19 protein-coding genes and 6 pseudogenes are annotated in these 25,219 nt (G+C 70.8%); 9 read left to right on the plus strand and 16 right to left on the minus strand.

From position 1 onward, the window contains the following. Window positions 1-40: 40 nt before the first annotated feature. The 5 genes and pseudogenes from ACIGO6_RS33255 to ACIGO6_RS33275 form a co-directional block, all read right to left on the minus strand. Window positions 41-397, minus strand: coding sequence for a hypothetical protein (locus ACIGO6_RS33255; RefSeq protein WP_399882864.1), 357 nt, complete (start codon window positions 395-397; stop codon window positions 41-43). Window positions 398-811: 414 nt separating this feature from the next. Beyond that, window positions 812-1,072, minus strand: coding sequence for a hypothetical protein (locus tag ACIGO6_RS33260; protein ID WP_399882866.1), 261 nt, complete (start codon window positions 1,070-1,072; stop codon window positions 812-814). Window positions 1,073-1,457: 385 nt separating this feature from the next. Beyond that, on the minus strand, window positions 1,458-2,240 hold the full coding sequence (locus ACIGO6_RS33265) for an alpha/beta fold hydrolase (protein ID WP_399882868.1): 783 nt from the start codon (window positions 2,238-2,240) through the stop codon (window positions 1,458-1,460). Between the two features lie 532 nt (window positions 2,241-2,772). Then, window positions 2,773-3,273, minus strand: a complete 501-nt coding sequence (locus tag ACIGO6_RS33270; RefSeq protein WP_399882870.1) for a cupin domain-containing protein — start codon at window positions 3,271-3,273, stop codon at window positions 2,773-2,775. A 340-nt stretch (window positions 3,274-3,613) separates the two neighbouring features. After that, window positions 3,614-4,036 (minus strand): annotated as a pseudogene (locus ACIGO6_RS33275) (sensor histidine kinase); the annotation flags it as partial. A gap of 278 nt (window positions 4,037-4,314) precedes the next feature. Here ACIGO6_RS33275 and ACIGO6_RS33280 point away from each other — a divergent pair. After that, a pseudogene (locus ACIGO6_RS33280) lies at window positions 4,315-4,959 on the plus strand (alpha/beta hydrolase); the annotation flags it as partial. A 235-nt stretch (window positions 4,960-5,194) separates the two neighbouring features. Continuing rightward, a complete protein-coding gene (locus ACIGO6_RS33285) occupies window positions 5,195-6,064 on the plus strand; it encodes an alpha/beta fold hydrolase (RefSeq protein ID WP_399882872.1) in 870 nt (289 codons plus the stop codon). 74 nt (window positions 6,065-6,138) lie between these two features. Here the strand turns inward: ACIGO6_RS33285 and ACIGO6_RS33290 are convergent, their stop codons facing one another. From ACIGO6_RS33290 to ACIGO6_RS33300, 3 genes and pseudogenes are all read right to left on the minus strand, one after another. Then, window positions 6,139-6,708, minus strand: a complete 570-nt coding sequence (locus ACIGO6_RS33290) for a dienelactone hydrolase family protein (protein ID WP_399882874.1) — start codon at window positions 6,706-6,708, stop codon at window positions 6,139-6,141. 137 nt (window positions 6,709-6,845) lie between these two features. Further along, a pseudogene (locus ACIGO6_RS33295) lies at window positions 6,846-7,112 on the minus strand (DUF2267 domain-containing protein); the annotation flags it as partial. A gap of 101 nt (window positions 7,113-7,213) precedes the next feature. Then, window positions 7,214-7,291 (minus strand): annotated as a pseudogene (locus ACIGO6_RS33300) (Hsp20/alpha crystallin family protein); the annotation flags it as partial. Between the two features lie 142 nt (window positions 7,292-7,433). Here ACIGO6_RS33300 and ACIGO6_RS33305 point away from each other — a divergent pair. Further along, a complete protein-coding gene (locus ACIGO6_RS33305) occupies window positions 7,434-8,066 on the plus strand; it encodes a type III effector protein (protein WP_399882876.1) in 633 nt (210 codons plus the stop codon). Between the two features lie 84 nt (window positions 8,067-8,150). Then, window positions 8,151-8,321 carry a hypothetical protein gene (locus tag ACIGO6_RS33310; protein ID WP_399882878.1) on the plus strand — a complete coding sequence of 57 codons (171 nt, stop codon included), beginning with the start codon at window positions 8,151-8,153 and terminating at the stop codon, window positions 8,319-8,321. Window positions 8,322-8,330: 9 nt separating this feature from the next. On the opposite strand, the gene grpE is transcribed toward ACIGO6_RS33310, so the two are convergent. Beyond that, window positions 8,331-8,951 carry a nucleotide exchange factor GrpE gene (gene grpE, locus ACIGO6_RS33315; RefSeq protein WP_399882880.1) on the minus strand — a complete coding sequence of 207 codons (621 nt, stop codon included), beginning with the start codon at window positions 8,949-8,951 and terminating at the stop codon, window positions 8,331-8,333. After that, window positions 8,948-10,795 carry a molecular chaperone DnaK gene (dnaK, locus tag ACIGO6_RS33320; RefSeq protein ID WP_399882882.1) on the minus strand — a complete coding sequence of 616 codons (1,848 nt, stop codon included), beginning with the start codon at window positions 10,793-10,795 and terminating at the stop codon, window positions 8,948-8,950. Before dnaK ends, grpE begins: the two co-directional genes overlap by 4 nt. 341 nt (window positions 10,796-11,136) lie before the next feature. Here dnaK and ACIGO6_RS33325 point away from each other — a divergent pair, with 341 nt between their 5' ends. After that, window positions 11,137-14,709 carry a WD40 repeat domain-containing serine/threonine protein kinase gene (locus tag ACIGO6_RS33325; RefSeq protein WP_399882884.1) on the plus strand — a complete coding sequence of 1,191 codons (3,573 nt, stop codon included), beginning with the start codon at window positions 11,137-11,139 and terminating at the stop codon, window positions 14,707-14,709. Between the two features lie 69 nt (window positions 14,710-14,778). On the opposite strand, the gene ACIGO6_RS33330 is transcribed toward ACIGO6_RS33325, so the two are convergent. After that, window positions 14,779-15,489 carry a hypothetical protein gene (locus ACIGO6_RS33330; RefSeq protein ID WP_399882886.1) on the minus strand — a complete coding sequence of 237 codons (711 nt, stop codon included), beginning with the start codon at window positions 15,487-15,489 and terminating at the stop codon, window positions 14,779-14,781. A 23-nt stretch (window positions 15,490-15,512) separates the two neighbouring features. Beyond that, window positions 15,513-15,695 (minus strand): hypothetical protein, encoded by a 183-nt coding sequence (locus ACIGO6_RS33335; RefSeq protein WP_399882888.1) that lies wholly within the window; start codon window positions 15,693-15,695, stop codon window positions 15,513-15,515. 501 nt (window positions 15,696-16,196) lie between these two features. Here ACIGO6_RS33335 and ACIGO6_RS33340 point away from each other — a divergent pair. Then, the gene (locus ACIGO6_RS33340) at window positions 16,197-16,475 is read left to right on the plus strand and encodes a hypothetical protein (protein WP_399882890.1); all 279 of its coding nucleotides are present in this window, start codon (window positions 16,197-16,199) and stop codon (window positions 16,473-16,475) included. 162 nt (window positions 16,476-16,637) lie between these two features. On the opposite strand, the pseudogene ACIGO6_RS33345 reads toward ACIGO6_RS33340, so the two are convergent. Then, window positions 16,638-16,755 (minus strand): annotated as a pseudogene (locus tag ACIGO6_RS33345) (winged helix-turn-helix transcriptional regulator); the annotation flags it as partial. 277 nt (window positions 16,756-17,032) lie between these two features. Here ACIGO6_RS33345 and ACIGO6_RS33350 point away from each other — a divergent pair. After that, window positions 17,033-17,872 (plus strand): DUF899 family protein, encoded by an 840-nt coding sequence (locus ACIGO6_RS33350; protein ID WP_399882892.1) that lies wholly within the window; start codon window positions 17,033-17,035, stop codon window positions 17,870-17,872. 15 nt (window positions 17,873-17,887) lie between these two features. Here ACIGO6_RS33350 and ACIGO6_RS33355 read toward each other — a convergent pair. Beyond that, window positions 17,888-18,466: pseudogene (locus tag ACIGO6_RS33355) on the minus strand (IS256 family transposase); the annotation flags it as partial. A 250-nt stretch (window positions 18,467-18,716) separates the two neighbouring features. Continuing rightward, entirely contained in the window at window positions 18,717-19,790 is a 1,074-nt protein-coding gene (locus ACIGO6_RS33360) for an alkene reductase (RefSeq protein ID WP_399882894.1), read from the minus strand. A 159-nt stretch (window positions 19,791-19,949) separates the two neighbouring features. On the opposite strand from ACIGO6_RS33360, the gene ACIGO6_RS33365 reads away from it, so the two are divergent. Together ACIGO6_RS33365 and ACIGO6_RS33370 are read left to right on the plus strand one after the other, a co-directional pair. Then, window positions 19,950-20,438, plus strand: a complete 489-nt coding sequence (locus tag ACIGO6_RS33365) for a MerR family transcriptional regulator (protein ID WP_399882896.1) — start codon at window positions 19,950-19,952, stop codon at window positions 20,436-20,438. 480 nt (window positions 20,439-20,918) lie between these two features. After that, window positions 20,919-21,458, plus strand: a complete 540-nt coding sequence (locus ACIGO6_RS33370) for a GNAT family N-acetyltransferase (protein WP_399883148.1) — start codon at window positions 20,919-20,921, stop codon at window positions 21,456-21,458. Between the two features lie 465 nt (window positions 21,459-21,923). On the opposite strand, the gene ACIGO6_RS33375 is transcribed toward ACIGO6_RS33370, so the two are convergent. Further along, the gene (locus ACIGO6_RS33375) at window positions 21,924-24,935 is read right to left on the minus strand and encodes a carbohydrate binding domain-containing protein (RefSeq protein WP_399882898.1); all 3,012 of its coding nucleotides are present in this window, start codon (window positions 24,933-24,935) and stop codon (window positions 21,924-21,926) included. Between the last annotated feature and the right edge of the window lie 284 nt (window positions 24,936-25,219).

Genomic DNA, 25,219 nt, shown 5'->3' on the forward strand with positions numbered 1-25,219 from the left:
CCGTCCAGCCAGGCCGTGAATTCAATTCCGCGCGCAGAAGTCAGGTCAAAAGATTGCCGTTCCCGTTGCCGGTGCCGTTTCCATTGACCGTGTTGTTGTTCCCGATGATGATGATCGTGACGGACCCGTTGTTGTTGCCGTTCTTGGCGCCACCGTAACGATTGTTCTTGCTGCCCTTGTTGTTCTTGCTGTATTTGCTGTCCTTCTTGTGTTTGCCGTAGTCGTACTTCTTGTGCTTGCCGTGGCCACCGTGGTCGGCCGCAGTCGCGGTCACGGTGCCGGCGTGCGGCGTCGCCGGCGCGGCGGACGCGCTGGTGGGTATCAGCACACCTCCCGCGGCCAGGGCGGTCGAGGCGGTGGCCAGCACGAGGCGCTGCGGCGAAAAGGTGCGGTGCATGGGGATTCTCCTCCAGCAGGAAAGATCGTGGGGTTGGCCGAACGGCCCTGTCGTTCACGGGCCTTTCTCCGGCGGGGTGCCTGTCCCGTACGGCGCATCGCCGAGGCCGTTGTCTGCGATGCGGGCGGGCCGGCGGCTCTGCGTGGGCCCGTGTTTCAAGTAAGCCCTGGCCGGTGCATCAGGTCACGCCGCTGACGTTCGGGACTTGACAGCTGACGGCGATCCCAATATGAGCCCTGGCCGGACCGCTTCGGCGTCGCCGGACACCTTCGGGCGGGTCGGCCGGCGAGGAGCCGCAGGTGACAGGTGGCCAGGCGAAACGCCTCCCCGGGGCAGCTGGTCGGGGACGGCCGGCCCTGCGCCGTTCTCCGCGCCCCTGGCGGACCGCTGCCCCCTGCCGTGCACGTCCGGCTCTCAGCTGAAGAGGCCCAGGGCGTCCGGCCAGGAGCCGTCGCCGGAGGAGCGGGCCTGTATCGGGCGCGGCTCTGGCAGGCTGCCGCTTGCGGCCCGCGCGCGGACGATCGCCCGCCCGCCGCCCGCCGCCCGCCGCCCGCCGCCCGCCGCCCGCCGCCCGCCGCCCGCCGCGACCGCGAAGACCAGACCCACTTCGCCGTCATCCGCCACTCCACCCGTCCCCTGCCGGTACAGGACCTGCCGCTTCCCCGTCCTCGTCATGTCCCAACGCCCACCGCCGTCCGGCTGCTCCCGACCCAGCCCGCTGTCCGTCGGTGTCGCGCGGACTCCGGTGCCGCGCCGAGTGACTTGGGTGTGGCGGCCGACGGCGTTCAGATCTGGTGGGGCGCCGCAGGCAGCAACGATGGCCGGCGGCTTGGGACCGCGACCGGTCCGCTGCCCCGGCAAAGACGGCGGGAAGCAGGACACGAGCAGGATGGCCCACGGGCGGATAGCGGCGCATGCGCGGCTTGTGAGGTGAACGCAGTGCCGGTCGCACAGCCGGCAGCCGGGCGTGTGGCACGCGTTCGGCGGGTGTGCTTGGGCGGCTCGGGGGCCGCAGCCGGGGTTTGTCCGCCTCCGCAGCAGTGCGGCGACCGCCAGCGCCTCAGCCAGTGGTCGCCGAGAGCAGGAGGCGGGCAATTTGTCCTGGATCGTCGGACATGGGTGAGTGCCCGCAGCCGTGCAGCCGGACATGGCGGGCTCCGGGTAGGAGCCGGGCCGCGCGGCGGGCCTGGTACCGGAGGGTGAGGAGGTCTCGTGTGCCCCAGGCGACCGTGACGGGGACGGTGGGGGTGAAGCCGGTCAGCCGGTAGGTGCGGGCCGACCGGCGGGTGGCGTCGAAGCCGGGTGCGCGGGCCAGGCCCCGCAGGGCACCGTCGGCCGCCTGGGACGTCATCTGCCAGGGACGCGCGGCGAGTTGCCAGAACGCGAGCGTCCGGCCCAGCGGGCTGCCTGCTACCCGCGCCGCGCGGGGGCCGAGGGCCTGTGCCATCGTGCGGGCGATCCGCAGGGAGCCGAGAGCATAGGCGGCCCCAGGGCCGTTCCACAGGCCGATCGGCGACAGGGCGACAGCGCTTTCGACCGCGCCGGCCCGGGCGAGTTCGAGTGCGACGGCCCCGCCGAGTGAGTTGCCGACCGTGGGAGGTCGCGTCAGGCCGGCCGTGGAGAACCACGCGGCGACCTCGGCGGCCAGTTCCTGGACGGTGGGGGTGGTGCCGGCCGGTAGCGGTGGGCTGTCGCCGAACCCCGGCAGGTCGACGGCCACGACCTCGCGTTCATGGGCCAGCAGATCGATGACGGGAGCCCAGCCCTCCCGGTCCAGCTGCCGGATCACGACCAGGGCCGGTCCCGCGCCGCGGCGGCTGCTGACGAGCTGAATTTCCGGCATATGGGGATCGTACGGGCGATCAGTGGGGCGCACAGGCTGACCGGGCCGTCCGCGCGGCGGCGCGACGCCGGCCCGCCGGGGCCGGTGATCACGGCGTCGCAGCCGTCACGGTCAGCGCCGTACTCCGGGGCGAGGCGGCCGAAGCGGTCCGGGAACGGAACCCCAAGCCGCCCCGCCGCTCCTGCCACCCCGCGGGGGTGCGGGGATGCTGCGCCGCGCTGGTGCCGGGCAGGCGTTGCCGCGCGCGAACCCGCCGCCCGGCCACCACAGGGATCGTGGGCCCGGCAACCGCTCGGGCCCGCTGCCCCCTTTGCCGGCACGAGCCGCAGCGGGACGCCGGCGACGACCCCGGCGGAGGGCGGGCCCGGCCTGCCTCCCACGGCGGCCGCCGCCCGGGCGTTCCCCCTCGTCAGGACCACCGCATCCCGATCGCGGCCCTCGGAGCGGGTCTCCCAAAGGCGCCCGTCGAGTCCTGCCGCCCACCGCGACGGCTGCTTCCCGTATGTCCTGACCACGGCCGGCCGCGTGTGGTTCAGCCCGCCGCCAGCGCGGCGTTCCACACCGGGCTGTCCACGTAGTGGTTGTCGAAACGCTCCGAGGACTCCTTGATCTCCTCGAAGCCGGCCTCGCCGCGCATCACCCGGCCCAGAAGCCTCAGGTAGTCGAAGCGGGCCATCCCCGGAGTGAAGGTGAACAGCACGTCCGCCGTGCACCCCGGGGCGGCGGCGAAGGCGTGCGGGGTGTGCGGCGGCACGAGCAGGAAGTCACCCGCGTTCAGCACGGTGACCGCTTCCCCCAGCAGGACGCGCAGGGATCCGTCGATGACGTAGAACATCTCCGCGGCCCGAGTGTGGAAGTGCGCCGGCGCTCCCACCGCCCCTTCGGCGAACGTCGAGCGGTAGCTGGTCAGCAGCCCGCCTGTCGCCCCGGAGTCCGCCAGCAGCGTCATCGTGCTGCTGGGGTCACTCGTCGTCTCTGCCTCCGCGGCCCGGGTCACCACCGGTGCGAAGCCGGTACGGATGTTGCTGCTCATCGTGTGCGCTCCCTGCTGGTTCGGCGTCATCTGCGTCCTCGTGAACACCATCCTGGCCGGTGAGTTGACCACGTGCATGGTGCAATCCGCGTGGATGTTCGTGGGCCAATTCCCGGACGCCGGACGCCGGACGCCGGACGCGCCGGACGCCGCGGGCTGGAACGGCCGGCGCGGGAGCAGGGACTTGTAAACCGGTGGCGGCCCCCGCGGGCCCGGCCCGACCAGGCCCCCACCGGATGCACCCCCGGCTGGTGGCCCGCGCCCGTCACGCCGCGGCGGCCCGGCCGAAGTGGAGTTCCTGCCTAGGGTGTTGGGCCTATAGGCGGCGCCGGACGGCGGCCGCCGGGAACGCGAGCTCGAACCACAGCGAGCCGGGCGGGCTCGCGACCTGGTAGAGCCCGACGGTGAACTGGGAGGCGACCACGAAGACCGACGAGACGACCGCGATCTCCACTGGACGGCGACGGGCGGAGAGCGAGGCCAGCGCCCACAGCGCGGCGCCGGTGACGAGCGCCGACGCGGGCGAGGCGATCGCGACGGTCAGCGCGACGGCGAGCGGGAACCGCCGCCGCCACAGCAGTGCCGTCAGACAACCGAGCGCCACCAGCGGATCGCCGATGAGGAACCAGGAGCCCGGACCGGCCTCCTGCCACCGCAGCAGCACGCCGAGAGAGAGCCAGGTCGGAATGCCCACCGCCGCGGCCGCCGCCAGCCGCCAGGTCTGCTGCCACCCACCGAGCCGTGGCGCCACGTCTGTCTGCACCCGGCCATGGTCGCGAAACCGCACGGCCGGTGAGTCGGCCCGCAGACCGATGTGTCCTTCGACCAAAGTCGCATCCCGGCCCCGACTCCGGGTGAAGACGACTCGAGCCGCCGGGCCGATGTGCCGGGCGGTGCCGCACGGGGAGGCTTTTCGAGCCGGCCCGATGCCGACCGGATCCCTGCCCGCCCCGGCGGGAGTCCGCGGCGGAGGCCGCCCCCGGCCCGCCCGCTCCAGCGCACCGGCGCGGCGCCTTCCTGCACACCTCAGGAGGACATCGGATGCACCGACCCCTCGCCCTCGCCCTCACCGCCACCGCGGTCGCGGCGGCGGCAGCGATCCCGGGAGTGCCGGCGGCGGTGACGCCGGGCTCCGTGCGGTGGGGCCCCTGCACGGAAGGGGCCGCCCCGGCACCGGCCACCGTCCCCGCAGAGGCGCCGGCCGTGCCCCGCCTGGAGTGCGCGACACTCGACGTCCCGCTGGACTACCGGGATCCGGAGGGCCGGCAGATCGAGATCGCGATGTCCCGGCTGGCGAGCAAGGAACCCTCCCGGCGCCGCGGCGTGCTGCTCACCAGCCCGGGCGGCCCCGGCATCACGGGACTGGGCTACCCGGCCGTCCTCGCCGCCTCCGGACTGCCGCAGCAGGTGCTGGACTCCTACGACGTGATCGGCTTCGACCCGCGCGGTGTCGGCCGCAGTACGCCGGTGACCTGCGACCTGACGCCGCAGCAGCAGGCACGCGGCAACGTCCCGCCGTACGCGCACACCGCCGCCTACGTCGCCCGGGAGGCACCGAACGCGCGGGCTGTCGCCGAGCAGTGCGCCACCTCACGGACGGCCTGGATACTGCCGCACACCACCACCGCGAACACGGCCCGCGACATGGACCGGATCCGGGCGGCGCTGGGCGAGCCGGAACTCTCCTAAGAACCACCCTCTGCCCGGGACCCCGGCCAAGGGAGCGGCATCAGTTCCCGGACCTGCCCGGCGCCTGAGGCTCTGCGCGATCACTCGCGCCTTCGGGGTACGCACCGCCGGCGGCCCACGCATGCGGGGTGCCCGGCGGTGCGCGCGAAAAGTACCCGGCCGGGTACGGACGTGCCCGGTCCGCCGGCCGCCGCGCCGATGAATTTCCGGGGCGGGGCCGGTCTGCACAGGTATGGAGACCCACACACTCGAGACACCCGGCGCGGACCTCGTCCACGACGTCCGCGGGCCGCTGCCGACCACGGACGGACGCCCGCCGCTGTTCATGATCGGGCAGCCCATGGACGCCGCCGGCTTCGCCGCGCTCGCCGCGCGCTTCCCCGAGCGGACCGTGGTCACGTATGACCCGCGCGGGCTCGGTCGCAGCACCCGTAAGGACGGGCGGGCCGACCACACGCCGCAGACCCAGGCCGACGACGTGCACGCCCTCATCGAGGCGCTCGGGGCCGGGCCGGTCGAGATGTTCGCCAGCAGCGGCGGAGCGGTCACCGCGCTCGCGGTCGTGGCGAAGTATCCCGCGGATGTGACCACTCTGGTCGCGCACGAGCCGCCGCTCATCACCCTCACGCCGGACGGCCCGGCGGCCGTGCGGGCGCGGGCCGAAGTCCGGGAGGCCTACGAGAAGCGGGGATGGGGGGCCGGGATGGCGGCGTTCGTGGCCATGGCCTCGTGGGAGGGAGAGTTCACCGACGCGTACTTCGCACAGCCGCAGGCCGATCCCGCCGCGTTCGGGATGCCCACGCAGGACGACGGCTCACGTGACGATCCGCTGCTGTCCGACCGGTCTTGGGCGGTCAGCGGCTACCGGCCGGACGCCGACGCGATCGCCGCTGCCCCGACCCGCGTCGTGATCGCTGTGGGCGAGGAGTCCGGGAACGTACAGACCGGACGCACCTCCGTCGCGACCGCCGAACTGCTCGGACAGCGGGTGACCGTGTTCCCGAGCCATCACAGCGGTTTCTGCGACGACGCGTACGGATATCCGGGAAAGCCGGACGAGTTCGCGCACCGACTGCGCCAGGTCCTCGACGGCGCCTCGTAACCCGGCCGCCGACCGGGTGGTCTCCCCGCCCCGGGTGCCCCTGGCCGCGGGCACCAGGGAGCCGCCGTGACGACCTAGCGCGAGCCGAGGAACTCGATCGTCCGCTGGGTCAGGAGTCCGGCGGCGTCCGGGTCGTGGGACGGCAGCGAACGGTCCGTGAACAGGTGCTGGTCTCCGGGGTACAGGAACAACTCCGCGTCGGCGCAGCCGGAGACGAGGGCACGGGCAGCGCCGATGTCCTCGGCGAAGAACGGATCGGCTTCCTTCGCGTGCACCTGCACCGGCACACCCGCGGGCCACGGCGCACCGAACTCCGTGACGGGGACGCAGGCGTGGAACAGGAGCGCGCCCCGCGCGCCCGCCCGCGTCTGCGCCAGCTTCTGGGCGGGCAGCACACCGAGTGAGAGGCCGGCGTAAACGGCGTCCTGCGGCAGGTGCCGGGCCGCACGCACACCGCGCTCGGTGATCTCGCCGAAGCCGGTCTGCTCGACGTAGCGCATGCCCTCCTCGAGGGAGCCGAACGTGCGCCCGTCGAAGAGATCGGGCGTGTGGACGGTGTGGCCGGCCGCGCGGAGTTCGCCGGCGAAAGCGGCGACTCCCGGAGTCAGCCCCTGCGCGTGATGGAACAGTACGACCTCTGTCATGTCCAGACCTCATTGCCTTGCGGGCGGCGAATGATCCGGAACTTTAGGCTGACCGAGAGGTGCCGAACAATACCCGTCCACCCGTTCACCCGGCCGGCCATCCGGCGGCTGCAGGAGACCCAGGCCGTGATGGCCGGTCAGATGGGCTGGGGGCGGCCGAAGAGGAGGTTGCAGCCCGCGGGGAGTTGGAGCAGGATCTGCTCGAGGAGGTCCTCGCCGGCCGCGTCGGCGGCGCTGGACAGGACGGCGCCGACGTCCCACGCCGCGGTCTGTTCGGTGGCCCGGTCGATCCACGCCGCGGTGGCCCGCACGAATCGCTCGGGTGACGGCGGCTCGGCGCTCTGCAGCGGGTTGAGCAGGATCAGGGCGAAGCCTTCCGGCATGCGTGCCGTCGGCCGGGCGCGCGTCGCCGTCGCACCATGATCGGGCACCCGTCCTCCGCCGCGCTGTCCAGCCCCTTGCCCGGCCCGGCTCAGCCGGAGAGCTCCTTGCGGGCGGATCGACGCCGAGACCAGGTGCCCGGGCCCATCAGCTGCTGCGCCGGCCCGTCCAGCTCACGGAAGGGGTCGGTGCGCGTCAGCATCGGAGAACACCTCCAGGAAGGTTCGGGCCGTTGCTGCCCGTGCGCCCCGCGGAATCCGTTGTACCATTGTCGTCCAATGGACGACAAACCCGAAGTCGTCCACACGATGACAACCCGATGACCACAGCCGAGGGAGGTGTCCGTGGCCCCGGCCGACCAGCCGTCTTCGCCCAGCACCGACGCCCGCAGCCCGGCGTCGTTCCTTGCCGCCGCGGCGGCCCTCAACGCCATAGACGACGCCTTGCGCGCAGCCCGACACGAGACCCCGAGCGCCCCCGGCACCCCCGGTCCCGGCGCGGAACAGGCCCTGGCCTCCCTGTCGCTGCTGCGGCAGGTGCGCGAGCAGCTCGCCGGATGGGAGACCGGCCTGATCGAAACGGCCCGGGACGCGGGCGCCAGCTGGGCCGACCTCGCCGCCCCCCTGGGCGTCGCCAGCCGCCAGGCCGCCGAGCGCCGCTACCTGCGCGGCCGGCCCGGCCCGGCCGGGACCACCGGCGAGCAGCGCGTCCAAGCCACCCGGCAGGCCCGGGCCGCCGACCGCACCACCGCCACCTGGGCCCGCCGCAACGCGGCCGACCTGCGCCGCATCGCCGGCCAGATCACCGCCCTCACCGACCTGCCCACCGCGGCCCACCGCCCCCTCGGCGACCTCCACACGGCCCTCGCCCACGACGACCCCGCCGACCTCGTCGCCCCCCTGACCGCCGCCCGCCCCCACCTGACCACCACTCACCCCGACCTCGTCGCACAACTCGACCGCCTCACACCCCCCTGAACCCGCCCGCCGTCCCCAGCCGTGCGCAGGGCGAGCGGAGACTGCCGGCCCGGGCCCGCCCAACCGACCCGGTCGCGTGTGCCGGTGGGGACCAGGCCGGCGCTGCGCTGGTCGCCCGAGCAGAGTGTGGGCCGGCTGCGGCGACCGTTCCCCGACCACGTCTGCCTGGTCTGCCCGCAGGTCTCGTACGAGCACATCCCCGCCCCGTTCGGCGTGCGGCGAGTACCACCGCCCCCGGCCAGTGCCAGGACGTGATCTGCGTGTCTATGCCCGGCTGTCGGGCGGGCCGGTGACGGACACCTGGGCAGGGCGCAGCAGCTGCTCGCCGACGCGGTAGCCGCGCCGGAGTACTCCGGTACAGACGGGGCGTGACGCCCGGTCCGTGGCCTGGTAGGTGACGGCCTCGTGGAGCGCGGGGTCGAAGGGCTCCCCGGGTTCCCCGACGGTTTGCAGGCCGAGCGCGGCGAGCCGTTCCCCGAGTATCTCGGCCACCGGGCCGGACCCGGTGTGCTCGCGCTCCTGCTCGAGGACGTCGAGGACGGGCAACAGGCCGGCCAGGACGTTGGCCACGGCGATCTCCCGGACGGCCAGCCGGTCCCGGCGCACGCGTTTGCGGTAGTTGGCGTACTCGGCCTGCAGTCGCTGCAGATCGGCGGTGCGTTCCGCATGCTCCTTGCGCAGCCTGGCCGCTTCGGCTTCCGCGCGCCGCAGCGCGGCGGTTTCCACGGCGGTTTCCGGCGCCTGGGCGGACCCGTCCGGCGCGGCACCGGCCGGCTGCGCCGTCCGGCGGCTCCGGAGGGTGACCGGGTCACACCTGCGCCGGTCCTGGACGACGACCGGCGGCCTCGGCTCCGGCTTGTCCGGGGTGCAGGGGTTCCGGTTCATCCGGTGCCTCCCTTCGCCTCGTCGTCGACGATCTCCGCGTCCACCACATCGTCGTCGGCCGTGCCGGCGCCTCCCCCTTCCCCCTTCCCGGCCCGTCCGGCGTTCGCGTACAGGGCGCTGCCAATCTTCTGGGCGGCGGCAGTGGCCTTCTCCACGGCCGACCTGATCGCCGCGGTGTCCTCGCCCTTGAGTGCCTCCTTGACCTCTGCCAGCGCGGCCTCGGTCTCCGAGCGGGCGTCCTCGGGGACGGCGTCGCGGTTGTCCCGCAGGAGTTTCTCGGTCTGGTAGACGAGGCTCTCGGCCTGGTTGCGGGTCTCGGCGGCTTCCTTGCGGCGGCGGTCCTCGTCCGCGTACTGCTCCGCGTCGTGGACCATGCGGTCGATGTCCTGCCTGGGCAGCGAGGAGCCGCCGGTGACGGTCATCTTCTGCTCCTTGCCCGTGCCGAGGTCCTTCGCCGTGACGTGCATGATGCCGTTGGCGTCGATGTCGAAGGCGACCTCGATCTGCGGGACGCCGCGGGGCGCCGGGGGCAGACCGGTCAGCTCGAACATCCCGAGCTTCTTGTTGTACGCCGCGATCTCGCGCTCGCCCTGGTAGACCTGGATCTGCACGGAGGGCTGGTTGTCCTCGGCGGTGGTGAAGATCTCCGAGCGCTTGGTCGGGATCGTCGTGTTCCGCTCGATCAGCCTGGTCATGATGCCGCCCTTGGTCTCGATGCCGAGGGACAGCGGGGTGACGTCGAGCAGCAGGACGTCCTTGACCTCGCCCTTGAGGACACCGGCCTGCAGGGCGGCGCCGATGGCGACGACCTCGTCCGGGTTGACGCCCTTGTGCGGCTCCTTGCCCGTCAGTTCCTTCACCAGGTCCGTGACCGCGGGCATCCGGGTCGAACCGCCGACCAGAATGACGTGATCGATGCCGGCGACCTTGATCCCGGCGTCCTGGACGGCGTTGTGGAAGGGCGTCTTGCACCGCTCCAGCAGGTCCGAGGTCAGCTGCTCGAACTGGGCGCGGGTGAGCTTCTCGTCCAGGTGCAGCGGGCCCTCGGCGGAGGCCGTGATGTACGGCAGGTTGACCGTCGTCTCGGTGGCGGACGACAGTTCGATCTTGGCGCGCTCGGCGGCCTCGCGCAGGCGCTGCACGGCCATCTTGTCCTTCGACAGATCCACGCCGTAGCCGTTGTGGAACTGCTTCACCAGGTGGTCGACGACCCGCTCGTCCCAGTCGTCCCCACCGAGGCGGGTGTCACCGTTGGTCGCCTTCACCTCCACCACACCCTCGCCGATCTCCAGCAGCGACACGTCGAAGGTGCCGCCACCGAGGTCGAAGACGAGGATCGTCTGCTCGCTGCCCTTGTCGAGACCGTAGGCGAGCGCGGCGGATGTCGGCTCGTTGATGATCCGCAGCACGTTCAGACCCGCGATCTGCCCCGCCTCCTTGGTGGCGGTGCGCTGCGCGTCGTTGAAGTACGCCGGGACGGTGACCACCGCGTCGGTGACGTCCTCGCCCAGGTACGCCTCGGCGTCCCGTTTCAGCTTCTGCAGCACGCGCGCCGAGATCTCCTGGGCCGCGTACCGCTTGCCGTCGATGTCACCGGATCCGGGGAAGCGCCACCCGCTCTCGCCCATGTGCCGCTTGACGGACCGGGCGGTGCGCTCCACGTTCGTCACCGCCTGGCGCTTGGCGACCTCGCCGACCAGCACCTCGCCGTTCTTGGCGAACGCCACCACCGACGGCGTGGTCCTCGCACCCTCGGTGTTCGCCACCACCGTCGGCTCGCCGCCCTCCAGGACGCTGACCACGGAATTCGTCGTCCCCAAGTCGATGCCCACTGCGCGTGCCATCGCAGTCTCCTCTCGGCGCATCACCTGTTCACCACTCCTGCATAAAACTTGAGTCACATAGAGTCAAGCATTGACCAGAAGGCGGACGACCCGGACAGCGCGGACGGCCCGGACGGTCCGGCCCGGCCGCCGGAACCCGGTCAGCCGGACAGATTCCGTACAGCCGTCTCTTCCCTGCGCTGCACGCCGAATTCACCGGCGTCGGCTGACCTCTCGGCAAGTGGTCCTCAGGCAAGGCGCCGGGCACCACCACGCTGCGTACAGTGACGCGCGGTGGGCTGGGCCCAGCCGGCGCCTGGACGAGGGGCAGCGAAGAAGATGACGGGGGAGGAAAGACAGGCATGGCGGGATTCGGTGGGACCGACGGGGACGCGGCGGGCGGCTGGCGGGTCGGTGATGTCGTCGACGGGCGCTACGAGGTGCTGCGGGTGCACGGGGACGGCGGGATGGGGCTCGTGCACCGGGTGCGGCACCTCGGCTGGGGCACCGATCTCGCGGTCAAGAGCCCGCGGGCGGAGTTGTTCCGCGACCGGACGGCGCGGCTGCGGTTCGTGGCCGAGGCGGAGAACTGGGTATCGCTCGGGCTGCACCCGCACGTCTGCGGCTGTCACTACGTCCGCACGATCGACGGGGTTCCGCGGATCTTCGCCGAGTACATCACCGGCGGCAGCCTGCGCGAATGGATCGACGACGGGCGGCTGTACGAGGGCGGACCGGCGCCCGCCGCGGCCAGGATGATGGATCTGGCGGTGCAGATCGCCTGGGGTCTGGAGCACGCGCACAGCTGCGGCCTGGTGCACCAGGACGTCAAGCCCGCCAACGTCCTTCTGGAACAGCAGCACGCCGGCATCGTCGCCAAGGTCACCGACTTCGGGCTCGCGCGCGCCAAGTCCCTGCCGGCGACGGAGCCCGGAGCTCCCGCCGGCACCCCAACCAGCCCGGGGACAACGCTACTTACCGGGCCGGCCGGAACCCTCCTCGCCACCGGCATCGGCATGACGCCTGCATACGCCTCGCCGGAGCAGGGATCCGGACAGCGCGTGGGGCGCCGCAGTGACGTGTTCAGTTTCGCGGTGACGGTGCTGGAGATGTTCAACGGCGGCGTCAGCTGGATGAGCGGCGCCGCGGCCGGCGCAGCGCTGCAGGTGCTCCGGCAGGACGGCCCGGACCGGGCCGGAGTCCCGGAACTCCCGGAGGAGCTCGCCGATCTGCTCGCCCGCTGCCTGCGCCTCGATCCCGCCCGCCGGCCGGGGTCGATGGACGACGTCGCCGGGCACATCGCCGACCTCTACGGGGAGGTCACCGGCCGGACGTATCCCCGCACCGCCCCGGCCGAGGCCGACCTGCGTGCCGACGAGCTCAACAACCGAGCCCTGTCCCTGCTCGACCTGGGACGGACGAAGGAGGCAGACCAGGCCCTTGCCGAGGCACTGGCCGCCGACCCCCGTCACCCGCAGGCCACGTACAACGCCGGACTGCTGCGATGGCGCCGTGGCGCCGTCACCGACGAAGGACTGCTCGCCGAACTGGAGGCGCTGCGCGGCGAGCAAGCCGTCCTGGCGGAGATCGATCACCTCGCGGGCCTTGTCCACCTGGAGCGTGGCGACCTCGGCTCGGCGAACGAGTTCCTCACGGACGACGGCGAGCAGCCCGCCCAGGCGCTCCGTCTGCCCGACGCCCGCACCGTCGCCGAACGGCACGTGCCGTGGCAGACCTTCCCGCACCGGTCGGCCTCCCCGGAACACCGGCTGCGCATCACTCCGGATCTGCGCTTCGGGCTCGCCGCGGGCCAGGACCGCACGGTGCAGCTGTGGGACCTGAACAGCGGGCGCCGGCTACTGGCACTGCCCGGCCACACCGACCGCATCGACTCCGCCGACATCAGCGCCGACGGCCGCTACGCCGTCTCCACCGGCTGGGACGGCAGCGTCCGGCTCTGGGACCTGACCGGGGAACGCCTGGTGCGCACCGTGCCCGTCACCCGGTGGCGGGACGGCACCGGCCCCGCCAAGGAACGCGCATTCGACCGGCAGAACGAGCTGAACCGGCTGGCGGGCCGCCCCTTCGTGACCCGAACCCTGGCCCACCCGGACAGCCCGATACTCAACACCGCCACCTCCCCGGTCCGGTTGAACGCGGACGGCAGCGTAGCCGTGTGGGCCGAGGCCGACGGCCGGATACAGGTCTGGAACCTGCCCGCCGGCCGCCGGCTGGCGACCCTGGACGGCCACTCCGGCGGCCAGCGGGTCGACATCAGCTCCGACGGGCGCCAGGTACTCAGCGGCAACGGTACCGAGAACGCCGTCGTACAGCTGTGGGACCTGACGACAGGGGCGTGCGTGTGGCGCCGGGACGACTACGAGGGCCGGGTGGCCGACCTCTGGCTCGCACCCCGGGGCGACGCGGCGGCCATCGTGGGACAGGACAAGGTCGTCCGGATCTGGAGTCTCCCCGACGGCGAGTGCCGGCACACCCTGCGGCTGCCGACCGACTTCCACGCCACATCGGCCGAGCTGAGCGCGGACGGGCGCTCCCTGCTGATCGGCGGCTACGACGGAGCCATCCTGTACTGGGACCTGCGCGGCGGCCACTGCCTGCGCACGTTCCGCGGGCACGAGGCGGCGGTGGGCACGGTGCGGCACGCCCAGGACGGTCGGCATGCGTTCTCCGCCGCCCTCGACGGCTCGACCCGGCTGTGGCGGCTCCCGGCGGCCTTCACCGCCCCCACCCGGCTGAGCCGGCCCCGCGGGCACGGCGAACTCGACCGGACCGACCAGCAGGTGAGACGGCTGCTCGCCGAGGCGGCCGACGCGGTGGCCGCCGACCGGACGGCGGACGCACTCGCCCTGTTGGGCCGTGCCCGCGCCCTGCCCGGCAGCGAACGCGACCCCCGGATCCTCGCGGCCCTGCGGGCACTCGCGGGGCGCACGGTGCGGACCGCTGTACGGGCCGCCTGGCCGGCCAGGACGCTGGACGCCCGCCCCGGCGAGTACCGCGACGTCATCAACAGCCGCAGCACGGCCCTGACCCGGGACGCCCGCCTGGGCGCGTACAGCGATGTCGACGGCCGCATCCAGATCTGGAACCTGCTCGACGGACGACGCGAGCGCATCCTGGATCGCGGGAAGGGCGGGGTCCACGCCCTGCGCGTGAGCCCGGACGACAAGACGCTGGTCGCCGTCGAGAGCGACATGATCACCACGTGGTCTCTCGAGTCGGGCGAGCACACGGGCACGCTGCGGCTCGGCCGCAGCTACCCGATCACCCTCAGCGTCGACGCCCGGCTCGCCCTCGTCGTCGACCGCGTCGCCGGATCGATGTGCCTGTGGGAGATCGCCTCGGGCCGCCGGCTGCAGTCGATCCCGATCGACAACGTCATAGTCGGCAGGCTGTCCCTCGGGCCGGACGGGAAGCACGCCGCCTCCATGGCCAACGACCGGGTGATCCGGGTGTGGGACCTGCACGCGGCCCGCTGCGTGCAGGCCATCCAGATCGGGTCGCCCCACAGCACACCCGTGTGCCTGAGCCCCGACGGCACGTTCGTCGTGGCAGCCGAGGCATCCGCCTGGGCCACCGAGGGCGGCCGGACGGTGCCGGGGAGCGGGCTGCGGACCCGTATCCAGGTGTGGGACACGGCGACCGGCGACCTCGTGCGCGCCTTCGAGCCGTACAAGGGCATGCTGAGCCACCTTGCGCTCAGCGCCGACGGCCGCCACCTCGCCTCGGCGGGAGTGGAACCGGACGTGCGGCTGTGGGAGGTGGCGACGGGGCGTCTCCTGCACACCCTGGAAGGCCACAAGAAATCCGTCACGGCGCTGACGCTGGACCCGGACGCCAACTTCGTCCTCACCGCGGACCGCGACGAGCGCCTGCGCCTCTGGGAACTGGACTGGTCCCTCAGCCCCGGCCGTTGAGCCAGCAGCGCTGCACCGTGCACTGCCAGGAGCAGACCCGTATCCCGACCGCCTTCTCTGTGATGGTTGTCAGTAGGCCCCGAAGGACCAGAAGACGCCTACCTCTTCGTCGTTCACCGCGATCACGCCCAGGTCCTCGAAGAGGTAGAGACCGTCGATGTACGCGGAGGTGTGGAAAGGGTGAGATCCGGTGCCCTCCAGCAGGGCGTCCCGGTTCGTGCGGGAGCGGACGGGGGCCGGCTCCGACTGCCATTCCTCCGCCATGACGGCCAGCGCGGCGACTGCCGCCCGGGCCTCCAGTGGGTACAGGCAGGCGGGCATGTCGGCCGGGTCCGGCGGGTCGAAGGGGTATGCGGGCACGGCCTGGCGGGCGGGACTGGCGCGGTCAGAGTCCAGCCGGAGCCAGCCGCGGGGATCAGTGACCGCCCGGTGCAGCACGGCGTGGACGTCGTGCGTCCAGTCCCCGTGCCGCCGCGGGCCGGTGGCGACGAAGGTGTACGGGTCGTACAGCAGCCGCAGCGCCGCCGCGTTCCACGGGCTGCGACGGGCGCGGAATTCCAGGAGCAGGCCGCCGACTTCACGGCAGAAGGCATCCTTCGGCTCGCGCGGGATGCTCCGGAGCCGGCCGCGGGCCCAGTTGACGAGCTCGCCCTCTCCTTCCGCTGCGAGACCGGACGGCTCCGCCGGAAGTGAGGCGTCCGACTCGTCCCACGTGCGCCACAACGCCTCGAGACGGGCGTCCAGCAGGTCCAGGGCCGTCCGGTCGGCAGGCGGAAACATTCCGCCACCATAGGCCGTGGCCGTCACAGGGTGCCGGCAGGTACGGCGGCTCCTACCAGGTCATCCTCGGCGACGAGGAGCCGTGGAGCTGTGAGGGTGGAGCCGATCCGGGCCGCGATGCGCAAGGCGGCCAGGCAGCTCGGCTGGAAGGCCACCCCGGCACCAAGACGCACGGCGCCGGCGCCGTACTGCTGCCCCTGCGGCACGGCCCCGTCATGCGCCGCGTCCGGAGCGTCGAAGAGGTCTGCGAGACCTGCGCGCCGCTGATCCCGAACGCCACCGTCCTGGCCCGCGCCAAAAGGCCCCGCCGCCTCCCCCGACCGCCCCACCACGCAGCCGCCCGCCGCGCGGCGCTCCCGGCGCAGCCGGCGGTCCCGTTCCCGGCGGTGGGGAAAGGGACGCTGACAGGGCACGGAACACGCGCCCTGTGAGATCGCCGCGCGTGATCGAATCCTCAGGCGGGACAACAGTGGCTTCCGCCATGCCGGGACTGTCCGGGACGTGACTCGGACAAGCGTCTGAGGTGTCCGGACAGCTCGTGTCTGTCCGGGACAGATGATCACCGTTGCCTTCGCCCGTCAGCGACCAGCAGTGTCTTGGCTGGCCGGCCGGGCGGGTCGTCGTACGGCAGACGAGACCCCGCCACACCACGAAGGCCGTGCCGACTGCACGTACCGATCACACGTTGCCTGGAGAAGGAGTCAAAGATGCGCATGCGCAATGCCTTGGGGACTGCGATGCTCGGCGCGGCCTTGGCGCTCGGAGCCACCGCGCTTCCCGCCGCGGCCGCCGCCCCGGCGGCAGAGTCGCCGGCAGCGGCGCCGACCTCGGTCCAGCTCTACTGGACGAACACGGGCGAGACCTTCAACCGGCTGGACCCCTGCGACACGCGCGGCTCGTGGTACTGGGACAACTACTCGAACGTCTACAGCTGGGACTGCCGCTGGAGCGGCAGCACCTACAAGCTGTGGCTGCAGAAGGGCTGACACTCGTCCGGCCCGACCCAGCGCCTGGCACCCGGCGCGTTTCCTCAACGGACCTCGCGCCGACGAAGGCGAAGCGGGGGAGGGGGCCGCCACCTCTTCGGAGGTGGCGGCCCCTTCGGGCGCGGGCGCACAGTGAGGGCGTGGTAGCGCGCACCCCTCGCCGAACCGGCGGCGCGCGTCCTCGAACGTGGCCGACGTACGGGTGGGGCCAGCCGCACAGGGCGTCGACCGTGGTGCGCAGCGCCCGGCCCGGCTCGGTGAGCGTGTACTCGACCCGCGGGATGTCGAAGACCTGTCCTCACGCTTTCACGCAGTGGCCTGTCCGAGGCTTGATGCACAACGTGATTCTCGGACCGCTCGACGAGTTTCGACTCTTCGAACTCCGTGCCAGCCCGAACCTCGGGACCAGGGGGCATGGGTACGCCGGCCCACCCAGCGGTCGCCGGCATGTTCGGAGACGATGGAACCAGGTCGGATTGCACATGACGGCGACCACCTGCGACTACGTTGCCCAGGAGTGACCCGTGGTCGCAACGGAGCGATCCCAGGAGCCGCTGATGTCCGAGAACCCGAGCAAGGCGCAACCGCCGGTCGTCGACCGCGCGACCTTCGAGCAGCAGTTGGAGGGACTGCGGGCGAGGGAGAAGGCCCACACCCGTGAAGGCGACGCGATCGCCGCAGCGCGCCGCAGGCTCCCGATGGTCGAGGTGGCCGCGGACAGCCCGTTGCTGGGACCGGACGGGCCCATGACGCTCCTGGACGCGTTCGAAGGGCGACGTCAGATGATCGCCTACTACTTCATGTGGTGGCCCGGCCGGCCAGCCGCTGAGCAGTGCGAAGGCTGTACCTGGGTGATGAGCCACGTGGGCGAGCTGGCTTATCTGCACTCCCGCGACATCACCTTCGCCGTGTTCTGTCAGGGGCGGAACACGGCCTACGGCTTCGGGGATGCGCAGACGTCGTACGAGGAGAGCCTGCGCTACCGCGCCTTCATGGGCTGGGCGATGCCGTGGTACTCCGCCCAGCCCTCGCTCGAGTCACTTCTTGTCGGCCGGGAGCTCGGCTTGTTCCACCTGGTGTGCTACCTGCGCGACGACGACCGTGTCTTCGAGACGTTCTGGACCAAGCGTCGCGGGGCTGAGGCGGTGGACTACAGCTACGCGCTCATGGATCTTACGGTGTTCGGGCGTCAGGAGGGCTGGGAGGACTCCCCGGCAGGCTGGCCGCGCCTCGGGCAGGCCACGCGGACCCTGGGCGGGGCTCCCGACTGGCCGCCGCTGTGGGAGTGGCCGGGTGGACGTCCCACAGCACAGTGGCCGCGCGTCGACGCCGACCGCTCCGACGACCTGGGCGCCACCGGCACCGGCCCGGCGACTGGGCCCGATCACTGCCACTGATCGCGTGTCGCGTGATCAGGCAGCAGCGGCCTCCTCGCGTTCGACCAGGGCCCCGTTTTCGAACCCGGCGCCCGCGCGGGCCAGGCTCACCAGGTGAGCGCCGGTGATCGCACGCCACCGCTCTTCAGCAGACTCGGTCGACTTGAACACCATTGCCAGCGCCGCGGCGGGGGTGCCGGCGCCGCGGGTGACCTTGGTCCGGAACCTCGGCCGGCGCCCGCCACAGGCCCATCGCGCCGTCGCCAACCACAAGCTCGGGGTCGCGCATGCCGCGCCGACGGCAATCCCGCAGCAGATCCGCCCACGACTCGGTCGACTCGCGCAGCCCTTCGGCCAGCGCGACCAGCAGATCGCGGGCCTGGAAGGCGGCGTGATCGTCGATCCACGGCTTCGTCGGCCTCGTGGCAGCACCGCGCTGACCTTCGGGGACTTCCGGCACCAGGGCGCCAGGATCTTCGACGAGAACCGCTGACGCTCACCCGTCGCCTCATCCAGGCGCTTGTCGTTCACGCGGGGCGCCTTCACCACGGCCGGCCCCGCCACCGGGGCCACGGTCCGCTCCCGGCGGTGACCGTTACGGACCACCAGACGGCGGCGTTGTCGCACAGGCGGGCCCGCAGCGGTGCAGGCACGCCTCCGTGGACAGCTTCTGCGGACCATTTTCGGGATGCTGCGCCTGCTCGGCCTGCCGCCGGCCCCTGTGGTGCCCCATCCGTTTCGTCGGCGTCCGCATCGCACGGGGCCTGCCTCGCCGGCCATGGTCCAGCAGGCTTCCCTACGGAGTCCGCGCAGCGCGTCGCGGTTGTTGCGTGAAGTCGACCTTCCGCTGCCTGCTGCGCGAGGGTCAGGATGTGTGCTGGTACGTCGGGTAGGTGATGTACCCGGCGTCGCCGCCCTGGTAAAAGGTGTTCTCGTCACTGGGCGCGAGGGGCAGGTTCGAGCGCAGGCGTTCGACCAGGTCGGGGTTGGCGAGGAAGCTGCGGCCAAAGGCGATCAGGTCGGCGCCCAGGCCCAGCCAGTGGTCGGCCTCCGCCGGCCCGGTCTGCTGGGGACCGCCGGGCATGGTCGGGCTGACGATGAGGGTGCCGGGCCAGGTCTTGCGCAGTTGGAGGAGGACTTCCTCGTCGGTGGTGGCCGCCAGGTGCACGTAGGCGAGGTCGAGGCGGGTCAGCTCCGTCAGCAGAGCGGTGTTGAGTTCGGCCGCGTCGTTTTCGGTCACTCCCCAGATGCCGCCGCCGGGCGACAGGCGGATTCCGGTACGGGCGGCGCCCACGGCCTCGACGGTGGCGGCGGCCGCCTCGACGGCGAAACGGATCCGGTTGGCGATCGAGCCGCCGTAACGGTCGTCGCGCAGATTGGCGTTGGACGACAGGAACTGGGAGATCAGATAGCCGTTGGCGCCGTGCAGTTCCACCCCGTCGAAGCCCGCGTCGACGGCGCGGCGGGCCGCGTGTGCGTAGGACAGGGCGTGCTCGGGGACCTCGTCGGTCTTCAGGGCCCGCGGCACGGGCATCGGCTGTGGGCCGCTCGGGGTGAACACGCTGCCCTCGCCGGGCACGGCCGACGGGCCGACCGGCTGGAGGCCTGTGGTCTCGTGGTGCGATACCCGGCCGCCGTGCATGATCTGGGCGAAGATGCGGCCGCCGTTGGCGTGGACCGCGTCGGTCACCTGCCGCCAGGAACCGGTCTGCTCGTCGGTGTGCAGGCCGGGTGTGCCCGGGTTGGACTGTCCGACGCGGCTGGGCTGGACTCCCTCCGTGACAATCAGGCCGGCTGTGGCGCGCTGCGCGTAGTAGGTGGCCATCGAGTCGGTGGCCAGACCGCCGGCGGCGGCCCGGACACGGCTCATGGGAGCCATGACGATCCGGTTGGGCAGCGTGAGCTCGCCGAGGTGGTAACTGCTCAACAGGGAGGGCATGTCGGTTCTCCTCGCGTACATGTGCGCTCCGGCTGTCGAAGCGCGCATGGGTACGCTAAAAGCTGACACCGGTGTCAGAGGCAACCGGGAGAACACCGCGGATCTGTGTGGGGTGCACCACAGGGCCCGCGGTGCTGTGGACCACTGCGGGAGGCAGTCATGCGGATCGGGGAACTCGCGGCACGCGCCGGAGTAAGTGTGCGGTCCTTGCGCTACTACGAGCAGCGGGGTCTGCTCACCAGCACCCGCACGCCGAGCGGGCAACGGCAGTACACGGAAGGCGACGTGGACCGCGTCCACTTCATCCAGGTGCTGTACGCGGCCAGTCTCTCCAGCGGCACCATCGCCGAACTCATGCCGTGCCGCGATACCCCGAGCACGCACAACTCCGACGCCACGCTGGAGCGGATGGCCCGCGAACGCGAGCGGATCACGGCGCAGATCGACGATCTCCTGCGGGCCAGGGACACCCTCGACAGGATGGTGGCCGTGGCCCGGGCCCACCGCGAGTCCCTGTTGCAGCCGGTCCCCGTCGCGGACGAATCGGCGCTGGCTCGTGACTCCGCGCCGCCTTCTTCTGGGGCCGCCTCCGTGGAGGCCGGCGCGGCGGCGGAGCCTTCGTCCCAGGCCTCCTCGCCTTCACTCTGACCGTCATCGGTGAGAGACAGGAACCCGATGCCGCAGGCCGCTGAGGAGTTCTGGAGTGAAGGCGAACGCCCTGACCGTGGCGTGGCCCCATACAGCGCCACCGAATGCGGCCGGTCAGGCGGCCCTCTCCAGGGGATGACTACTACGGCGAGAGCCGGGTGGAGCGTAGGCACTCACTGCACGGTCACTGCGCGTTCTCACCGTCGATCTCTCCCTCAGTGCCACCGCACTGAAGACTGTCCTTCTGCACGGCAGCGGTCATGAAGTCGCAGATGAGATTCACCTCGGCCACCCTGTCCTGGTCCACTGCCAGCTCGTCTTCGTCGTTGGTGATGGGGACCGCCTGGTGACTGACCGACTGACTGACGGATGGATCGGTTGGGCCTGCATGGGCCCGGTGGTGAGTGTGGGAACCGGGCCGTTGACTTGATCGGTCCGCGAGCCTTGATCATTGCCGAGCCTGCTGATTTGTTGGTCGGCATGACTGAACTCGGACCCGTCACCTGGCCGCCTGCCCCGATCAGGACCGAGCGGCTCGTGCTCCGAGAATCCGAGGCCCGGGACCGTGCGGCGTTCATCGAACTGCTCGCCTCGCCAGAGGTGCACACATACCTTGGCGGCCCTCGCCCGCGTGACGAGCTTGAGCGCGAGACGCCCACAGTGCCCGAGCAGTGGCCCGGGAGTTTCGTCGTTGATCTCGACGGGGCGATGATCGGCCAGATCCTGCTCAGGAGAGCACCGGAGCACCATCGCCCGGCTGCCGCAGGGAAGGCAGAACTCGGCTACCTGTTCCTGCCGCGGGCGTGGGGATTCGGGTATGCCGCCGAGGCGTGCGCGGCGGCACTCGACTGGTTCGACGGCGTCCTTCCCGGCGAGCCGGTGGTGCTTGCCACCCAGACTGCCAACGTCGGCTCCATGCGCCTAGCGGCGAAGCTGGGGTACACCGAAGTAGAGCGGTTCCATGCCTGGGACGCCGAGCAGTGGCTCGGCTTGCGGTCCCCGGTCACGCCGTCCGCTTGAGCTCGTGCTCGACGGCGCGGAGCCCCAGTGCGGCCGGCACCGCTAGGACGGAGCGCCCAGCGCACTCGAACTCGTGGACGAAGCCACGTCGTGGGTTCGCCGACCGTCAGGTCGGCGGGCCCGGTGATCGGTTACGGTCAGCCGAAGCTCACTGGAGGCCTCTGAGCGGGACGAAGTCGGTGACGCGGTTGGTGATCGTATGGCGGGCGGCTTCCTGGTTGGTGAGCAGGGCGACGATCGTGACGGGCTGATGTACGGGAACTACAAGAGCCTGCCCAGCGCGTCGCCACACTCAACGCAGCGTGACCCGCAGGGGCGTTGGCGCCTTGTCCGGAAATAGTTAAGGGACGACGGCAGGAAGGCGAGTTTGGCCGAGCCTGCAGGCTGGCCGGAGCCCCGGCGAGCGGTGTGGCCGCTGGCCGGAGCTCCTGGTTGGATGGGCTGGGTGTGCTGGTGGGGCGGTGACTACTTCAGGTACGGCCCAGTGTCGCCGATCTTGCCGGGTCCGTTGAGGGCGTAGACGCGCAGGTTGCCCTTGCCCGGAGCAGCCACGGAGAGCGTGCCGTCGGAGACGACCTTGGTGTCGCCGGTGACGGCGTCCCTGTAGATGCCGTTGGGGATGCCGGTGAAGGTGGCGGCGTGGGTGACGGTGACCAGGGCGAAGCTGTCGGTTCCGCCTGCCGTGTAGCGGCGCTTGTAAGCCATCTGGCCGTTGATGCCCTGGGTGGAGTACTGACCCATCTGGAGGGCGGGGACTGCGCGGCGGATCTCATTGAGCCGTTGCACGTGCTTGACCAGTGGCTGGGAGAGCGTGCCGGCGACAGTGCCTGTGGCGGAGTCGACCTTGCTGAATTCCGATGCCTTCACGTCGCCCTGGAGGTGGTCGCCGTAGTAGGCGCGGCCTGTGCTCGCCAGCGGACAGGTCGGACCACAGTCGATCCTCTTGCCCTTCTGGAACTCGATCTCGGATCCGTAGTAGAGCGTGGGGATGCCGCGGAAGGTCCACATCAGGGACATGTTCTCGGCCCAGGCGTCGGTGCCTCCGGAGTAGCGCTCGCTGCTCTTGTTGGGGCCGTAGTCGTGACTGTCGACGTAGACGACGTTGTAGGTGGCGTCGTTCGTGGAGTCGTCGGAGTCCTTGCCGTTGTTGAAGGCGTTGGTCGCGTCACCGAAGTTCATGTGCATGCGCATGTCGATGATGTTCATGCCGGAGAAGCGGCTGTGGTCGGGCGTGTGGTAGTTGTTGCCCTCGAGGAACGCGTTCGTGGACGTCGGCTGTGCAGCAGGGCCGGCGGCGTTCTCGTACTCGTACATCTCCAGCGCGGCCTTGGCGTCGTCGGCGTCGTACTCCTTGCGCTCCTTCCAGGTGAAGAACTGCGCGGAGTGGTTGACCGAGCCGCGGTTCCACTTGTCGTTGACGAAGGCGCCGACCTCGCCGAATACGAGGAAGTTCTTCGCGGCCTCGGCGCCGTGTTGCTGGGTGACGCGTTCCTGGATCGCCGGCAGGAAGCGGCGGTTCCAGGTCGTGCGCGGGATGTGCACAGCGGTATCGATGCGGAAGCCGTCGACGCCCATGTCGATGTACTTGTTGTAGGCGCCGATCAAATAGTTCTGGACCTTGGGGCTTTCGGTATTGAAGTCGGCCAGGTCGTCGTGCAGCCAGCAGGAACGGGAGTCCTCGCCTTCCCAGTTGCCCAGCCAGCAGGTGTGGTAGATGTCCTTGGGCCACATGCCGGAGGTGGCATTGGGCCACTGGCAGTTGTAGATGCGGTATCCCTCAGGCGAGGAGTACTGCGTGGGTTTGCCCCAGTTCAGGCAGGTGTTGCCGGTCGGCTCGGCGGTCGACCACAGGTCGCCGTTGTAGTACGACTTGCCGGACTTCGGCTCGACGGACAGGCCGTCGTACTCGAAGGAGGAGTTCGGCTCGTCGAAGTACCAGCTCCACTGGGAATCGCGCACGCCGAAGTGCTTGGGAGTGAACAGGCCCTTTGCTCCCCAGCGGGAGGAGTGGTTGTAGACGACGTCCTGGTAGATCTTCATGCCCTTGGCGTGGGCCGCGTTGATCAGGTCCTGGTAGGACGCGCCGGCGGACTCCAAGCGGCGGTCGACCTTGTAGAAGTCCCAGCCGTGGTAGCCGTGGTAGTCGTAGTCGGACCGGTTGAGGACCACGGGGGTGATCCAGATGGCCGACATACCCAGGGCCTTGATGTAGTCGAGCTTGTTGATCAGGCCTTTGAAGTCGCCACGGAACATCGGATCGTTGTTGGCGGCATTGCCCGACCTCTGGTGTTGGCTGCCGCCTCGGTTGTTGGAGGCGTCTCCGTCGTTGAAGCGTGCGGTGAGGACGAAGTAGATCGGGTCCTTGCGCGGGTCAGTGCCCATTGGCTTCCCGGGAGCGGGCGCGGGAGGCTTGTCACCGGTGGTTACGGTAGCCGACTCTGACGGTGCGGAGAGGTTACCAGCCGCGTCAGCTGCGCGAATGGTGAAGGTGTAAGCGGTCCTCTCCTCCAGATCCGCTACCGACAGCACCGTAGAACTCACGTCGGTGACGACGGTGCCCTTGGTCCCTCCGGTGCGGGTGACCTGGTACTTGGTGACTTCCTTGTTGTCGGTGGACGGTTCCCAGGTCAGGATGACGGCCACGCCGTCGGCTTTGGCCGTCACCTTGGCGGGAACAGTGGGAGCCTGGGTGTCCGGCACTTCACCCGCACAGGGGTCAGCGGCGTTCTTCGCCACGACCCGCTCCTTCACGGTGCTCACTCCGGCCGTGATCGTGTAGTTGTTGCCGTTGTTGTTGTCCCACACGCCGTTGCCGTTGTTGAACACGGCCTGCATCGACGTCGCGGTGCCGAGGTCGACCGTCTTCTTCACCCAGCCCGAGCAGGCAGCGTCCATGCCGATGCCGGGCACTGCGGTCCAAGCGCCGCCAGCCGGCTGGTAGTGCAGATTCGTGGTGGTCCAGCCCACGCTCGCTGTGGAGTAGTACACCGTGGCGCTGTTGTTGCCCTGGGTGGGACTGGGGCTCGGGTCGGGGTCCGTGCCGCCGGCACACGGATCGCTGTGGGCCACGACCCCGTCCTTGACCGTGATGTTGCCGGTGCCCAGGTCGTAGTTCTTGCCTGCGTTGTTGTCCCAGGTGCCCTTGCCGTCGTTGAACGTGGCTTGCAGACCGCCGGCTGTTCCCAGCGTCACGGTCTTCTTGACCCAGTCCGTACAGGCCTGCTCCATCGCCACCCCGGGGACGGTGGTCCAAGAACCTCCGTCCGGAGCGTAGTGCAGGTTGTAGGCAGACCAGTTCTTCGTCTTCGTGTAGTAGAAGACGGTTGCCGTGGACTCGGCAGCGGCCACCGGAGCTGCATCCGTCCCTGAAGCGGACCTGGCGGGCAGTACTGTGAGGAGGCCGAGTGTGCCTGCTGCGGCCGTAGCAGCTGCCACAGCGCGTCTCAGCGGCTGACGACGGGGAATGCGTTTTCTCATGCGTGATCTCCAGGTGCAGGGGGTGGATCACGGCTCAATGGCGATCCCCGCAGGTCAAAGAGACGGGGATCTGCTCAGTCGATGCCAGACCTACCGTTCGGGGAAGATCAATTGAAATTTCTGTTGAAACCTTGCTGCAATGACTTGCGACGCGATGCTTGCAGACGCATGGCTGGGACGTAAAGAGGCTCGGCAGGAACTGAGGCATCCGTATCAGGTGGCGGACAACTCGGATGCGGGGCGCGGGAGTTCTCGGTGTCGCAACACAGCTGGCTACGCTCCCG

This window comes from Streptomyces sp. NPDC053750 (genome assembly GCF_044544295.1).
Classification (GTDB): Bacteria; Actinomycetota; Actinomycetes; order Streptomycetales; family Streptomycetaceae; genus Streptomyces.

Excerpts from the sequence above, each read along its gene's own strand:
- ACIGO6_RS33255 (WP_399882864.1), bottom strand. The coding sequence starts at position 397 with ATGCACCGCACCTTTTCGCCGCAGCGCCTCGTGCTGGCCACCGCCTCG.
- ACIGO6_RS33260 (WP_399882866.1), bottom strand. The coding sequence starts at position 1,072 with ATGACGAGGACGGGGAAGCGGCAGGTCCTGTACCGGCAGGGGACGGGT.
- ACIGO6_RS33265 (WP_399882868.1), bottom strand. The coding sequence starts at position 2,240 with ATGCCGGAAATTCAGCTCGTCAGCAGCCGCCGCGGCGCGGGACCGGCC.
- ACIGO6_RS33270 (WP_399882870.1), bottom strand. The coding sequence starts at position 3,273 with ATGAGCAGCAACATCCGTACCGGCTTCGCACCGGTGGTGACCCGGGCC.
- ACIGO6_RS33285 (WP_399882872.1), top strand. The coding sequence starts at position 5,195 with ATGGAGACCCACACACTCGAGACACCCGGCGCGGACCTCGTCCACGAC.
- ACIGO6_RS33290 (WP_399882874.1), bottom strand. The coding sequence starts at position 6,708 with ATGACAGAGGTCGTACTGTTCCATCACGCGCAGGGGCTGACTCCGGGA.
- grpE (WP_399882880.1), bottom strand. The coding sequence starts at position 8,951 with ATGAACCGGAACCCCTGCACCCCGGACAAGCCGGAGCCGAGGCCGCCG.
- dnaK (WP_399882882.1), bottom strand. The coding sequence starts at position 10,795 with ATGGCACGCGCAGTGGGCATCGACTTGGGGACGACGAATTCCGTGGTC.
- ACIGO6_RS33325 (WP_399882884.1), top strand. The coding sequence starts at position 11,137 with ATGGCGGGATTCGGTGGGACCGACGGGGACGCGGCGGGCGGCTGGCGG.
- ACIGO6_RS33330 (WP_399882886.1), bottom strand. The coding sequence starts at position 15,489 with ATGTTTCCGCCTGCCGACCGGACGGCCCTGGACCTGCTGGACGCCCGT.
- ACIGO6_RS33340 (WP_399882890.1), top strand. The coding sequence starts at position 16,197 with ATGCGCATGCGCAATGCCTTGGGGACTGCGATGCTCGGCGCGGCCTTG.
- ACIGO6_RS33350 (WP_399882892.1), top strand. The coding sequence starts at position 17,033 with ATGTCCGAGAACCCGAGCAAGGCGCAACCGCCGGTCGTCGACCGCGCG.
- ACIGO6_RS33360 (WP_399882894.1), bottom strand. The coding sequence starts at position 19,790 with ATGCCCTCCCTGTTGAGCAGTTACCACCTCGGCGAGCTCACGCTGCCC.
- ACIGO6_RS33365 (WP_399882896.1), top strand. The coding sequence starts at position 19,950 with ATGCGGATCGGGGAACTCGCGGCACGCGCCGGAGTAAGTGTGCGGTCC.
- ACIGO6_RS33370 (WP_399883148.1), top strand. The coding sequence starts at position 20,919 with ATGACTGAACTCGGACCCGTCACCTGGCCGCCTGCCCCGATCAGGACC.
- ACIGO6_RS33375 (WP_399882898.1), bottom strand. The coding sequence starts at position 24,935 with ATGAGAAAACGCATTCCCCGTCGTCAGCCGCTGAGACGCGCTGTGGCA.